15 protein-coding genes are annotated in these 12,905 nt (G+C 49.8%); 13 read left to right on the top strand and 2 right to left on the bottom strand.

Annotated elements, in window-relative coordinates:
* The first annotated feature begins 83 nt into the window (after positions 1-83).
* The 5 genes from glpX to AB1K89_RS14750 all read left to right on the top strand — a co-directional run bounded on the left by glpX (position 84) and on the right by AB1K89_RS14750 (position 5,149).
* Positions 84-1,049, top strand: coding sequence for a class II fructose-bisphosphatase (glpX, locus tag AB1K89_RS14770; RefSeq protein WP_413055476.1), 966 nt, complete (start codon positions 84-86; stop codon positions 1,047-1,049).
* 300 nt (positions 1,050-1,349) lie between these two features.
* Complete coding sequence (gene rho, locus AB1K89_RS14765) at positions 1,350-2,633, top strand: transcription termination factor Rho (RefSeq protein WP_413055475.1); 1,284 nt, start codon at positions 1,350-1,352, stop codon at positions 2,631-2,633.
* Between the two features lie 278 nt (positions 2,634-2,911).
* Complete coding sequence (gene rpmE, locus AB1K89_RS14760; protein ID WP_060209476.1) at positions 2,912-3,127, top strand: 50S ribosomal protein L31; 216 nt, start codon at positions 2,912-2,914, stop codon at positions 3,125-3,127.
* A 284-nt stretch (positions 3,128-3,411) separates the two neighbouring features.
* Positions 3,412-4,014 (top strand): thymidine kinase, encoded by a 603-nt coding sequence (locus AB1K89_RS14755; protein ID WP_413055474.1) that lies wholly within the window; start codon positions 3,412-3,414, stop codon positions 4,012-4,014.
* Between the two features lie 124 nt (positions 4,015-4,138).
* Positions 4,139-5,149 carry a VanW family protein gene (locus AB1K89_RS14750; protein ID WP_413055473.1) on the top strand — a complete coding sequence of 337 codons (1,011 nt, stop codon included), beginning with the start codon at positions 4,139-4,141 and terminating at the stop codon, positions 5,147-5,149.
* 4 nt (positions 5,150-5,153) lie between these two features.
* Here AB1K89_RS14750 and AB1K89_RS14745 read toward each other — a convergent pair whose 3' ends face one another.
* Positions 5,154-5,357: a hypothetical protein gene (locus tag AB1K89_RS14745; RefSeq protein ID WP_413055472.1), complete on the bottom strand. Its 204-nt coding sequence runs from the start codon at positions 5,355-5,357 to the stop codon at positions 5,154-5,156.
* A gap of 158 nt (positions 5,358-5,515) precedes the next feature.
* Here AB1K89_RS14745 and AB1K89_RS14740 point away from each other — a divergent pair, with 158 nt between their 5' ends.
* The gene (locus AB1K89_RS14740; RefSeq protein ID WP_413055471.1) at positions 5,516-6,457 is read left to right on the top strand and encodes a nuclease-related domain-containing protein; all 942 of its coding nucleotides are present in this window, start codon (positions 5,516-5,518) and stop codon (positions 6,455-6,457) included.
* Here the strand turns inward: AB1K89_RS14740 and AB1K89_RS14735 are convergent, their stop codons facing one another.
* The gene (locus AB1K89_RS14735; RefSeq protein WP_413055470.1) at positions 6,458-6,757 is read right to left on the bottom strand and encodes a hypothetical protein; all 300 of its coding nucleotides are present in this window, start codon (positions 6,755-6,757) and stop codon (positions 6,458-6,460) included. It abuts the gene before it with no gap.
* 128 nt (positions 6,758-6,885) lie between these two features.
* Between AB1K89_RS14735 and prfA the strand changes: the two genes are divergently transcribed.
* From prfA to AB1K89_RS14700, 7 genes are all read left to right on the top strand, one after another.
* A complete protein-coding gene (gene prfA / locus AB1K89_RS14730; protein ID WP_413055469.1) occupies positions 6,886-7,962 on the top strand; it encodes a peptide chain release factor 1 in 1,077 nt (358 codons plus the stop codon).
* Positions 7,955-8,800, top strand: coding sequence for a peptide chain release factor N(5)-glutamine methyltransferase (gene prmC, locus AB1K89_RS14725; RefSeq protein ID WP_413055468.1), 846 nt, complete (start codon positions 7,955-7,957; stop codon positions 8,798-8,800). The genes prfA and prmC overlap by 8 nt, the downstream gene beginning before the upstream one ends.
* 43 nt (positions 8,801-8,843) lie before the next feature.
* Positions 8,844-9,413, top strand: coding sequence for a stage II sporulation protein R (locus tag AB1K89_RS14720; RefSeq protein WP_413055467.1), 570 nt, complete (start codon positions 8,844-8,846; stop codon positions 9,411-9,413).
* Positions 9,414-9,473: 60 nt separating this feature from the next.
* Entirely contained in the window at positions 9,474-10,514 is a 1,041-nt protein-coding gene (locus AB1K89_RS14715; RefSeq protein ID WP_413055466.1) for an L-threonylcarbamoyladenylate synthase, read from the top strand.
* Positions 10,515-10,613: 99 nt separating this feature from the next.
* Complete coding sequence (locus AB1K89_RS14710) at positions 10,614-11,114, top strand: manganese efflux pump MntP (protein WP_413055465.1); 501 nt, start codon at positions 10,614-10,616, stop codon at positions 11,112-11,114.
* A 59-nt stretch (positions 11,115-11,173) separates the two neighbouring features.
* Positions 11,174-11,620: a low molecular weight protein arginine phosphatase gene (locus tag AB1K89_RS14705; RefSeq protein WP_413055464.1), complete on the top strand. Its 447-nt coding sequence runs from the start codon at positions 11,174-11,176 to the stop codon at positions 11,618-11,620.
* The gene (locus AB1K89_RS14700; RefSeq protein WP_413055463.1) at positions 11,617-12,897 is read left to right on the top strand and encodes a methyl-accepting chemotaxis protein; all 1,281 of its coding nucleotides are present in this window, start codon (positions 11,617-11,619) and stop codon (positions 12,895-12,897) included. The genes AB1K89_RS14705 and AB1K89_RS14700 overlap by 4 nt, the downstream gene beginning before the upstream one ends.
* The last annotated feature ends 8 nt before the right edge of the window (positions 12,898-12,905 follow it).

Here is a 12,905-nt window from a genome sequence, read left to right as displayed (position 1 = left end):
CTGGAAACGAATTTAACAGCTAATGAATAGCGTATAACTTGTTAATGGAAAATGAAATGCGCAAAACGGGAGGAACAATCATAATGGAACGCAGTTTATCGATGGAATTAGTACGTGTAACAGAGGCGGCGGCAGTATCGGCTTCCCGCTGGATGGGACGCGGTTTGAAAAACGAAGCGGATGACGCCGCAACGGAAGCGATGCGTACTGTGTTCGACACGATTCCGATGCAAGGGGTCGTCGTAATCGGCGAAGGCGAAATGGATGAAGCGCCAATGCTCTATATCGGAGAAGAGCTTGGAACAGGCGAAGGTCCGGAAGTGGATGTCGCCGTCGACCCGCTGGAAGGCACAAACATCGTCGCATCTGGAGGCTGGAATGCGCTTGCAGTCATTGCAATTGCGGATAAAGGGAACCTCCTCAACGCGCCGGACATGTACATGGATAAAATCGCGGTCGGACCTGAAGCGGTCGGCAAAATCGACATCAACGCATCTATCGCGGATAACCTTCAAGCCGTAGCCAAAGCGAAAAACAAATCGATCGATGAAGTTGTGGCAACTGTCCTCAACCGTGAACGCCATTCGAAAATCATCGAAGAAATCAGAGCTGCGGGCGCACGCATCAAGCTCATCAACGACGGAGACGTGGCGGCTGCCATTAATACGGCATTCGACGACACAGGCGTAGACATCCTGTTCGGACTCGGCGGAGCTCCTGAAGGCGTCATCGCCGCAGTCGGACTCAAATGCCTCGGCGGAGAAATCCAAGGCAAACTCGTCCCTTCAAATGAAGAAGAGCGACTCCGTTGCGAAAAAATGGGAATCGACGTCACGAAAGTCCTCTACATGGATGACCTCGTAAAAGGCGACGACGCAATTTTCGCTGCAACAGGAGTGACAGATGGCGAATTGCTGCGCGGCGTCCAATTCAAAGGCGGCTACAGCGAAACCCACTCACTCGTCATGCGCTCCAAATCCGGAACAATCCGTTTCGTAGAAGGACGCCACAGCATGAAGAAAAAACCGAATTTAGTAATGCAGGACTAAATAAATTATATTAAGTACTGTATTGGTAGTGCACTTTGCTTGGAGTGCAGACGCGAGACTCCTGCGGGAAAAGCGTTAGCCGAAGACCCCGGACGAACGATGTGAGGAGGAGGCTAAGGCAACGCCCGCGGAAAGGGAGCGTCGGAACGGAAAGCTTATTTTAGTTTTTATTCAATAAAACATAGCAAGCCTCAACGCCCGGCTACCTGCCGGGCATACTTCTATTAATTGATTCACCTACCCGATGAAACAATCACCCTTACAAACGAAAAACAAATAAAGAGTGGAGCTTACGATACTATGCCAATTCTAACAATCGCCAGCTTGGAAAATATGACCCTAAAAGAGTTATATGAGCTTGCAAGAGAATACAAAATCTCCTATTACAGCAAACTAACGAAAAAAGAACTGATCTTCGCCATCCTAAAATCGAGAGCCGAACAGGAAGGTTTCTTCTTCATGGAAGGCGTACTCGAAATCATCCAATCGGAAGGATATGGATTCCTCCGTCCGATCAACTACTCGCCAAGCTCTGAGGACATTTACATTTCCGCTTCTCAGATCAGACGATTTGACTTGCGGAACGGGGATAAGGTGACAGGAAAAGTACGTCCGCCGAAAGAGAACGAACGCTATTACGGCTTGCTGCAAGTGGAAGCAGTCAACGGGGAAGACCCGGAAGTCGCAAGGGAACGCGTCCATTTCCCGGCGCTCACACCGCTTTATCCAGACCGCCATATCAAACTTGAAACGACGCCACAGAAATTGTCTACACGCATCATGGACTTAGTGTCTCCGGTCGGTTTCGGCCAGCGCGGACTGATCGTCGCACCACCGAAAGCAGGAAAGACGATGCTGTTGAAGGAAATCGCGAATGCCATTACGACGAATCATCCCGAATCAGAATTGATCGTCCTCCTCATCGACGAGCGTCCTGAGGAAGTGACGGACATCGAACGTTCCGTCAATGCCGATGTCGTCAGCTCGACATTCGACGAAGTGCCGGAAAACCACGTGAAAGTCGCTGAACTTGTACTGGAGCGCGCAATGCGCCTCGTAGAACATAAACGCGACGTCGTCATTCTCATGGATTCCATCACGCGATTGGCGCGCGCCTATAACCTCGTCATCCCGCCGAGCGGCCGTACGCTTTCAGGCGGTATCGACCCGGCTGCGTTCCACCGTCCGAAGCGATTTTTCGGTGCGGCGCGGAACCTCGAGGAAGGCGGCAGCTTGACGATTCTCGCAACCGCTTTGATCGACACGGGCTCCCGTATGGATGAAGTCATTTACGAGGAATTCAAAGGGACAGGCAACATGGAGCTGCATCTCGACCGCAGCCTTGCAGAACGCCGTATTTTCCCGGCACTCGACATTCGCCGCTCTGGAACACGGAAAGAGGAATTGCTCATCCCGTCCGAACAGCTCGAAAAACTTTGGGCGATCCGGAAGACGTTTTCCGATGCACCAGATTTCGCAGAACGCTTCCTGAAAAAACTGCGTCAATCCAAATCAAACGAGGAATTTTTCGAAAAACTCAATGAAGAAATGAAAGCCCATCGCAACGGAAAAGGGCTCCTTTGATACGAAATAAAAATAGTTGCAAGCGCCGTCACGAAGAACGGCGTTTGCGAGCACAAGCGCAGCGTTGCGAGCAAGAATAATGAAGTGAAATCACAGTGTGAAATTCGAATAAAATAGTTGCATGTACCTAATGAATTTGTTATAATTCTTGAGTATGGTTTATAGCCATCTGCTGCATATGCGGTTGACATACACGGACCGTGTAAGGCATCAGTCTTATGCAACACCCTACAATAATACTCTGTTCCAGATGGTTCAGGGCGAGAGGAGAGAGACCGATGAGAGCAGGAATTCATCCAAACTACAAAGTAGCGACTGTCACTTGTTCATGTGGAAACACATTCGAAACAGGTTCTGTAAAAGAGGACATTCGCGTAGAAGTTTGTTCAGAATGCCATCCATTCTACACTGGACGCCAAAAATTCGCTGCAGCGGACGGACGTATCGACCGCTTCAACAAGAAGTATGGCTTCAAAGAAGAAGGACAAGAATAAGAACATTCCAACCCGCCAACATTGTTTGGCGGGTTTTTAATTTGGGAATAAACGAAATAGAATTCTTTTTGAATCAACCCCTATATTTGTCAAAACGGTTTTGCGCAATGCATGAAGCGTTCCGCGCATCCGAAGCGCCGTGTTTGGCGTCCAATAAATCCCTCCATAACATAATCTGACATGAAATAAAAGACGTCCTTTCCACAGGTTTTTGATGTATGATAGACATTCCAACAATGAAAAAAACACATTTACATAGAGCAACAATTGAAAGGGGAACCAACATGTACGTAACAATGCAAGGCGGCTGGATAGAAGTGATTTGCGGAAGTATGTTTTCAGGAAAATCCGAGGAATTGATCCGACGCGTGAGACGCGCACAATTCGCCAAACAGAAAATCGCAGTATTCAAGCCGGAAATCGATGATCGATATAGCGAAGAAGCGGTCGTCAGCCATAACGGAACGACAGTAATCGCGACGCCCGTTGCCGAATCGACTCAAATTGAGCAATTTGTGAAGGACGACTACGATATCATCGCCATTGACGAAGCGCAATTCTTCGATGAAGGCATCGTCGACGTCGTCATGGAATTGGCGGATCGAGGATTCCGCGTCATCGTCGCAGGGCTCGACCAAGATTTCCGCGGCGAACCATTCGGACCAATGCCGCAGCTCATGGCTGTAGCAGAAAACGTCACAAAACTGCAGGCCGTCTGCACTGTTTGCGGATCGCCCGCAAGCCGTACACAACGGCTTATTAACGGAAAACCCGCCGGCTACGATGACCCGATCATCCTCGTTGGAGCATCCGAAGCATACGAAGCAAGATGCCGCATGCACCACGAAGTCCCAAACGGCGTAACCGCTCACGTGGCAGTTAAATAATATCGATAGACAGCATGGACAAGCGCCATGCTGTTTTTTATTCGCAAAAAATTAATAACACACTCTCCACATCCGTTGAATACTATGGCTATTGGCAACACTTTTAAGACGGGAGGTGGTTGAATTGAAAAAATGGATTGTCGCCCTTACACTCTTTTGCTCAATCGGACTAATCGGCTGTCTACAGCAATCGGCGACCCAAAAACATGACAGTACGGAAACACCCAAAGCAGAACGTACGGAACAACAGGAAGCATCAAAGCAAACAGAATCGACGAAGCAACCGGTTGCCCAAACTGAAATCATCCCGGCACCGGTCCCGGTTATCAACATCATTGATCCGATTTCAAATAAACTTATCCACACATTAACCCCAATCGATCTAGGCTATGAAATGGATATCGCGGCGTACATAGCGAAAGTCGAACAACTTGCAAGAGAGCTCGCACGCGGTACCGATGGGAAAGCCGGCTACGACCAAAGGATGGTGCTCGATAAATTAGATGAACACGGCAATCTCATCAAAGGCAACCCGCTGATTATATTACGGGAAAGCGTATTAGTGGAGCGGATAATGGAAGCGTCTGCCGATGGAGGCACTGTTGAACTGCCACTCGAAATAACCGAAAGCGGCTATGATCCCGAGGATATCCCGCACTTGGACGAAGTTGTCATCGCTTCGTATACAACCTATTTCAACCCGGCGAAAACAAACCGGAATAAAAACATCGAACTTTCAGCCGTTGCGATTGACAAAATCATCGTTGGCAAAGACGATCAATTCTCCTTCAACACTGTCGTCGGACCGCGAGATGAAGCGAACGGTTACCAGCCTGCCCCGGAAATCATCAACAAAAAACTTGTCATGGGAATAGGCGGAGGAGTTTGCCAAACATCCTCCACTTTATTCAATGCGGTCGATCAGTTTCCGGTAAAATACATTGAATGGCATCATCATTCAATAGACATCGGCTACGTCCCGAAAGGAAGGGATGCGACCGTCTCCTACGGCGGCCTCGACTTCAGATTCCGAAACACCGCGGGAGCCCCGTTCCTGATCAAAGCCATCTACGGCAATGGATTTCTAACAATTGAAATTAGGACGGCGAAGAAATATGTAGATGCTTTCAAGTGAGTTGTTATATTGCGCTTGAAATAGAGGCTCCCGAGTCCAAAGCAGGTGGTCCCGCGTCCAAAGCGGGCCTCTGCGCGTCCAAAGCGAGGCCCGGCGCGTCCAAAGCAAGCCCCTGCGCGTCCAAAGCGAGGCCCGGCGCGTCCAAAGCTGGCCTCCGCGCGTCCAAAGCGAATCGCCGTGCGTCCAAAGTGAGCCCCGGCGCGTCCAAAACGAGCCGCCGCACGTCCAAAGGTAACTTGAAAATTTTATTTTATGAACGCTTTCTGCCTCAAAAATGATATTTATTCCGCATATAAGGGCTAAATTTAAATTTCCGCTCATTCTGGAATATTTACGTCCTGATACAATGCTTGTGAGGTGATGAAAATGTTAATGAAAAAACGGAGTGAGCCCTTGTCATTGCTAGGTTTGCAGTCATTAATAGGAAGGCTGCCTAGCAATCATAAGCAATATGCAATAATCGAGGAAGGTCTCAGAAGAAGAAAGGCTGGATACGGAGGTGAATTGAACTTTGACAAGCACATTAATGAATTCCGTCCATCATATCCATTCAGCATAATTCATGATCTCTGCCTTCTATACAATGGAATATATTTTCAGATGGATTCAGTGCTAATACAGCCGGATAAAATTATCATTTTTGAAATAAAGAACCTCGGTGGAAAACTCACCGTAAAAGCAAACCCCACGCAATTTATTCAAGAACTCAAAGGGGAAAGAAAAATCATTCAAAGTCCAATTACTGAACTAAAACGGAAAATAATATTTTTGGACAGATGGTTGAGGGAAAGGGGAATTAATGTCCCTATTAAAGGAATGATAGGACTTGCTTACACAAACGAATTATTGATTGAAGAAGAAACGAATACTGATATTTTATTTACACATGAAATTCCGATAAGATTATATAACATGGAAATAACGGAAGAAGTTTTGAGTAGGAATAAAATCAGTAATATCGCCCGTAATCTAGTGGATGAGCATCAAGAATATAACCCTTTCCCTTTAACAGAGACTTTAAATATTGCTAAAAAGGATATAACGCCAGGAGTCATTTGCCCGGAGTGCAAGCTCAATGGAATGAAATGGAGCATGAAGAAATGGCATTGTCTCGGCTGTTTTTATAGTGCTGGAGATTGTCATCTGCCCCTCATCGACGACTGGTTCTATTTAATGGATAGCTACATAACAAATCGTCAATTTCGCTATTTTTCAGGGGTCGAACATCAGCCGATTGCAAAAAGATTATTAAAAAAATCGGGTTTAGTCATGAAAGGTCATCGCAGGACGGCATTTTATATAAGATGATTATTCTAACGCTTTGTCAAAAAGCGTTTTTTTAAATCGCGCCATGTATTTCTTTTGCTTCGCGTCCAAAGGAGAGATTCCCGCGTCCAAAGCAAGTCTCCGCGCGTCCAAAGCGATCCCGCGCGCGTCCAAAGCGCTCCTCCGCACGTCCAAAGCGATCCCACGCGCGTCCAAAGCGCTCCTCCGCACGTCCAAAGCGATCCCACGCGCGTCCAAAGCAAGCCCCCGCGCGTCCAAAGCGCTCCTCCGCGCGTCCAAAGTGATCCCTCTCGCGTCCAAAGCGAGCCCTTGCGCGTCCAAAGCAAGCCCCCGCGCGCTCAAAACACTCCAACCATCCACCGCCACCTAAAGAAATCACTGTATTTCATCGCCTTATTCCCGTACAATAAACATACAAAACAGACTGAGGACGAAGAGGTGCAATGACTATGTTTGAGAGGCTTCAAGCCGTTGAGGATCGATATGAGCGATTGAATGAATTGCTGAGCGATCCGGATATTGTGAGTGATATGACTAAGCTGCGGACGTATTCGAAGGAGCAGTCCGATTTGCAGGATACGGTCGATGCGTACCGTGAATATAAAAGCGCGACGACGCAGTATGACAATGCGAAAGAAATGCTGGAAGAGCATTTGGACGATGAAATGAAAGAACTCGTTAAAATGGAGTTGGCCGAGCTCGATGATCAGATCGAAGCCCTCGAAGCGAGATTAAAACTATTGCTCGTCCCGAAAGATCCGAACGACGATAAAAACGTCATTATGGAAATCCGCGGGGCGGCAGGCGGCGACGAAGCGGCGCTGTTCGCGGGCAACTTGTACAGGATGTATAGCCGTTTTGCGGAAACGAACCATTGGAAAGTCGAAGTGATGGATTCCTCGCCGACGGAGCTTGGCGGGTTCAAGGAAATCATTTTCATGATCAGCGGGAACGGAGCTTATTCCAAACTGAAATATGAAAACGGAGCGCATCGCGTCCAACGCGTGCCGGAAACGGAATCGGGCGGCCGGATCCATACGTCGACTGCCACCGTGGCTGTACTCCCGGAAGCGGAGGAAGTCGAAATCGACATCCACGAAAAAGATATCCGCACCGACACATTTGCATCATCCGGACCGGGTGGGCAATCCGTCAATACGACGATGTCCGCCGTCCGCCTGACGCACTTGCCGACAGGGATCACTGTCTCGTGCCAGGATGAAAAATCGCAGATCAAAAACAAAGAGAAAGCAATGAAAGTTCTCCGCGCCCGCATCTACGACAAGTTCATGCAAGAAGCGCAAGCCGAATACGACGAAAAGCGGAAATCCGCTGTCGGGACTGGTGACCGCTCCGAACGGATCCGTACGTACAACTTCCCGCAAAACCGCGTGACGGACCACCGGATCGGACTCACAATCCAAAAACTCGATCAGATTATCGAAGGGAAGCTCGACGAAGTGATCGATGCCCTCATCGTCGAGGACCAGGCGAGACGATTGGAAAGCTTGGATCAGCATGACTGAAAAAATTCATGAGGCGCTCAATAAAGCGAAATCTCTTCTCGAATCAAAAAACTTGGACGAACACGCAGCCAAGCTGCTCATGGAGCATGTGACACAAAAATCGAGCGCCGCATTGCTCGCGGACTTGCGTGAACCGCTCACGACAGAACAGCACAAAGATTTCTGGAATAAAACCGAAGAGCTGCTTACGGGCAAGCCCGTCCAGCATATTATCGGCACGGAACAGTTTTACGGACTGTCGTTCGAGGTGAATGAACACGTGCTCATCCCGCGACCTGAAACGGAGGAGCTCGTATTGGGCGCCCTCGAACGGAGCCGCAAGTTCCTTGAATGCCGCGTGGCGGATATCGGTACAGGGAGCGGCGCGATCGCGATTGCCTTCAAAAAAGAAAGGCCTGGAGCGGTTGTCACGGCGACCGATATTAGTGAAGCCGCGCTCAAGGTTGCGAAGAGGAATGCGAAGCGCAATGAGGTCGACGTCGATTTCAGGATCGGTAATCTGACAGAACCGATCGAAGAGGAGAAGTGGGATGTCGTCCTGTCGAACCCACCGTATATCGCCTGGGAGGAGTCCGGGGAGATGTCTTCAACAGTTCTCGATTTCGAGCCGCATAGCGCGTTATTTGCGGATGAGGATGGGCTTTTCTTCTATAAACAGCTTGCGGAAAAATTGCCGCCGCTCATGAATCCCCAATCGCTCATCGGCGTCGAAATCGGCTACCTTCAAGGGCGGGCAGTGAGCGAGCTTTTCCAAAAGGCGTTTCCGGATGCGCGGGTTTCCGTCGTGAAAGATGTGAATGGAAAAGATCGAATGATATTTTGCGAGATTGATGAATAAAACCCCCTAACCCTGGCGACAATGTGGTCAGGAGGGGATCGATATGTTGCAAGACTATGAAATTAGTAAAATTCAAACAAATAGGCGGATGGATCGTTTGATGGCGGTAGTCGAGTTCATTCTCGTGCTGTTCCTCATCCAGTCCGCTTTGCTATTATTCACAGGTCAGGCCGAACAGGAAGGGGAGATCAGATTCCGGATCCTGTCGCATTCGAATGCGCCTGCCGACCAAAAGTTGAAGGAAGAGATCCGGCTTGTCATCGAGCCGATGATCAATCAGGCAATCACGCAAGCGAAGTCGAAATCAGAAATTGTGGATAACTTAGAGGCGATTGAATCGACCATCTTGGAAACCGCCCAATCGATGGCGGGCGGGCAAGCCGTTACGTTTGAACGGACAGCGGCTCTGTTTCCGCCGAAGCGTTCGGGCTTGGTCATTACGCCGCAAGCGCCGTATGACGCGTATATTTTGAAAATCGGCAGCGGGCGTGGCGACAATTGGTGGTGCTCTTTATTTCCAAGGGTCTGTTTTCCTGACAAAGAAGTGGAAAAATCAGACGACGAAAAGGTCACTTTCTTCGTTTGGGAGTGGATAAAGTCATTGTTTGAATAAAGTTATCCACTTGAATTGTGGATAAGTGGATGAAATTGTGTATAAATGGGGGTTTGAACCGTGGAAACTGAAATCGTTTCAGTGGATAACGATATGGATAACTCGGTAAGTTATCAACGGGCTGTGGATATTTTGAAAGATGGCGGCGTCGTAGCGTTCCCGACCGAAACGGTGTATGGCCTCGGAGCGCTTGCGACGGATGCGGATGCTGTGCAGCGGATCTTCGAAGCGAAAGGGCGCCCGTCCGACAACCCGCTCATCGTACATATTGGCAAGATAGAAGATGTGGCTCAATACGCGGTAGATGTGCCGGAAAGTGCAGAAGATCTAATGGATGCATTTTGGCCGGGGCCGCTGACGCTCGTCTTCCATAAGAGGCCCGGTGTCATTGCGGAAAATGTCACACCGGGCTTCGACACGGTCGGGTTGCGGATGCCCGATCATCCCGTGGCACTACAACTTCTCCGCACGCTTGACGGACCGCTTGCCGCACCGAGCGCAAATCGGAGCGGAAAGCCGAGCCCGACGGAAGCCGCGCATGTGCTGACTGATCTCAATGGACGGATTCCGCTCATTGTCGATGGCGGCAGGACAGGTGTCGGTGTCGAATCGACCGTGCTCGACATGACCGCGAATCCACCGGAAATTTTGCGGCCTGGCGGCGTGACGCGGGAGATGATCGCGGGAGTGATCGGCCCTGTTCGCGCTGAAAGCAAGGAATCCGGAGCCCTCGACGATGAAGAAGCGCCGCGTGCACCTGGCATGAAATATATGCATTACGCTCCGGAGTCGCCGCTATTCGTCATTCAGCCGGACGAATCGGCGATACGGGAAGCGGTCAGGCAGCTTCACTCGGAAGGGAAGAAGGTTGCGGTCATCGGACCCGACGAGTTTGACATCGCGGAAGCTGACTGGTATTTCCGTGTCGGCCCGCTTCATGACAACGAAGCGATGGCAGTGAACTTATACGGTGCGATCCGGCAATGCGATTTGACGGACGCCGATCTCATCCTCGCCGCGGGGACGGATCATGAAGGCGTCGGTGCCGCCGTCATGAATCGGCTTCTGAAAGCGGCGGACGGAAAACGGTTCGACGGATAATACCATGTAAGTTTCTATGTTCAAATAATAATCGGATATGAATGACCTCCTAAACGAGCGCATAAGATGGATGGATGCGGAAGTTGGGAGGTCAATTCATTGTTGGAAATATTCGCTGCAAGCGTTACGACAATCGATGTCGTCGTAGTATTATCGTTATTACAATTGCGAAAAGGAAGGCTTGTCCTCGCGCTGTGGATAACATTCCTGAACTTGGTGCTGCCTTTCGCTGGCTTCGTCATGGGGGACTGGTCCGCCGACATTTTTTCGGTGTGGAGCCATTTGCTGTCGGGCGTCCTGCTAGCGATGATTGGCATTCACATGCTTCTGCAGGACGATGATAACAGCATGCTGAAACGGCAACTCCATCCGGCGATCATTGCGCTTGCTGTCAGCTTGGACACCTTTTCAATCAGTGTTTCTTTCGGCATGCTTCATTTGAATAAACTGCTATTCATCTTGGCAGCGGGGGCTCTCTCGTTCATTTTTTCCTGCTTAGCGCTTTATTTTGGAAGGTTTTTGAATATCAAAAACGGCAGGCTGCTTCGCATCGTTGCCGGGCTGGCTTTATTAATCATGGGGATATTGTCATGTTTTTGATGAAATTATCTATTTCTTTATTCATTGCTATCGGGTATTCTAAAGGTAGGTGATCATGAATGAATATTTATTTTATTTGCACAGGGAATACGTGCAGGAGCCCGATGGCGGAGGCGATTCTCCGTTCGAAGGCGATAGAGGGCGTCACGGTCCGGTCGGCTGGGGTAAGTACGGTTGACGGGTTGCCGATTTCGACGAACGCCAAGACGCTTATCGAAGAGGCGGACATGCCTTACACGCACGTGTCCAACGCGGTCAATGCGGAAGATCTGGCATGGGCGGACCTCGTGTTGACGATGACGATGTCGCATAAGGAGCTACTGCTGCATTCATTCCCGGAAGTTGAAAAGAAGACATTTACGTTGAAAGAGTACGTAACTCCCGGTGATTTCGGAGATGTACACGATCCGTATGGCGGCAGTTTGGCCACGTATCGGAGGACATTCGAAGAATTGGGTAGGTTGATCGAGCAGTTGAAGATGAAGCTGACGGAGGATGGGGAATGAAGAAGAAATTCGGCTTGCGTAAAAAATTGGTTTTATTCGTAACGGTGCTTGCGGTTGTCACGTATTCGACGAGCGCCTTGTTCATCAACTATATCCGGCCGGAATTCTTTCCGAATGTCCAGCCGTTTGTATTTGAAATTAGTACATATGCAATGGGAATTTTATGGTCGGGCATTTTGGCGGCCTTATTCAGCACGATTTTGACAAAGCCGCTGCAAAACCTGGAAAAGGCGGCAATCGAAGTGGCGGAGGGGAAGATCGGCACGGATATCGAGCTGCCGAAGTCATCTGACGAAATCCGTTCGGTTGCGGAAGCGTTCCAGCAGCTCGTCGTCAATTTGCGCACGATTGTTGCGGAAATCGAGACGAACTTCGAGAAGACGGCGCAGACGGTCGACAAATTATCAGGTGAGACAAGCAGTGCGGCGTCACAGGCAGATGCGGTCGCTTCAACGATCATGGAAATCTCATCGGGTGCGGAAGCTTCGGCAGTCGCCATCCAGGAAACGGCGGAGGCGATCGAGGATGTACGGACGCTTGCGGCGGAAGTGAGCAGCCGTGCGGAAGATTCATCCGAACAATCGAAAGAAATGCTCGCGGAACTGGAGCGGACGACAGAAGTGTTCCGGACGCTCGTCAAAGGGATCCGAGACATGTCGAATCAGAGCGAGCAGTCGCTCGGCACAATCCGCGAACTCGATCAAAATGCGCAGAAGATCGGTGAAATCGTCCAGCTAGTCGGTAGCATTGCCGGCCAGACGAATTTGCTTGCGCTGAACGCATCCATCGAAGCGGCGCGGGCTGGAGAACATGGAAAAGGCTTCGCGGTCGTCGCGGAGGAAGTCCGAGTCCTTGCGGATGAAAGTGCGAAAGCGGTTCATAGCATCGACGAACTTGTGAAAATGATCCAGTCCGATGTCTCAAAAGTCGTGAAGGAAATGGAAAGGCAAGTGAAGACGGCAGCAAACGAAGCGGACCGCGCCGATGCAACGAGCGGCAACGTCGAATCAATGGCGGAAAAAGTGAACGGCATGGCCGATTCCGTCGTCAAAATTTCGGAGCTCGTCGAACACCAGCTATCCAACATCGAAACGACCGCCATGCAGTCGCAGGAAGTCGCGGCCATCGCTGAAGAGACGTCTGCTGGCGCCGAAGAAGTACGCGCCGCCACGGAAGAGCAAGTGAAGTCAATCGAGCAGACCGATGTTATGGTGAGCCAACTGAAAAAGCAATCTGAAGACCTGTATAAAGTCATCAGCCAGTTCGATCGTTCCTAACTATTTAT

The organism is Sporosarcina pasadenensis, from assembly GCF_047228845.1.
In the GTDB taxonomy this organism is placed as follows: domain Bacteria; phylum Bacillota; class Bacilli; order Bacillales_A; family Planococcaceae; genus Sporosarcina.
Note: the sequence above shows the minus strand (reverse complement) of the source record. Positions and strands in the feature narration are given on the sequence as shown.

What these genes read in the sequence shown, in the direction of transcription:
- AB1K89_RS14700 (WP_413055463.1), top strand. Translation starts at nt 11,617, where the DNA reads ATGAAGAAGAAATTCGGCTTGCGTAAAAAATTGGTTTTATTCGTAACG.
- prfA (WP_413055469.1), top strand. Translation starts at nt 6,886, where the DNA reads ATGTTTGAGAGGCTTCAAGCCGTTGAGGATCGATATGAGCGATTGAAT.
- glpX (WP_413055476.1), top strand. Translation starts at nt 84, where the DNA reads ATGGAACGCAGTTTATCGATGGAATTAGTACGTGTAACAGAGGCGGCG.
- AB1K89_RS14720 (WP_413055467.1), top strand. Translation starts at nt 8,844, where the DNA reads ATGTTGCAAGACTATGAAATTAGTAAAATTCAAACAAATAGGCGGATG.
- AB1K89_RS14705 (WP_413055464.1), top strand. Translation starts at nt 11,174, where the DNA reads ATGAATATTTATTTTATTTGCACAGGGAATACGTGCAGGAGCCCGATG.
- rpmE (WP_060209476.1), top strand. Translation starts at nt 2,912, where the DNA reads ATGAGAGCAGGAATTCATCCAAACTACAAAGTAGCGACTGTCACTTGT.
- rho (WP_413055475.1), top strand. Translation starts at nt 1,350, where the DNA reads ATGCCAATTCTAACAATCGCCAGCTTGGAAAATATGACCCTAAAAGAG.
- AB1K89_RS14755 (WP_413055474.1), top strand. Translation starts at nt 3,412, where the DNA reads ATGTACGTAACAATGCAAGGCGGCTGGATAGAAGTGATTTGCGGAAGT.
- AB1K89_RS14740 (WP_413055471.1), top strand. Translation starts at nt 5,516, where the DNA reads ATGTTAATGAAAAAACGGAGTGAGCCCTTGTCATTGCTAGGTTTGCAG.
- prmC (WP_413055468.1), top strand. Translation starts at nt 7,955, where the DNA reads ATGACTGAAAAAATTCATGAGGCGCTCAATAAAGCGAAATCTCTTCTC.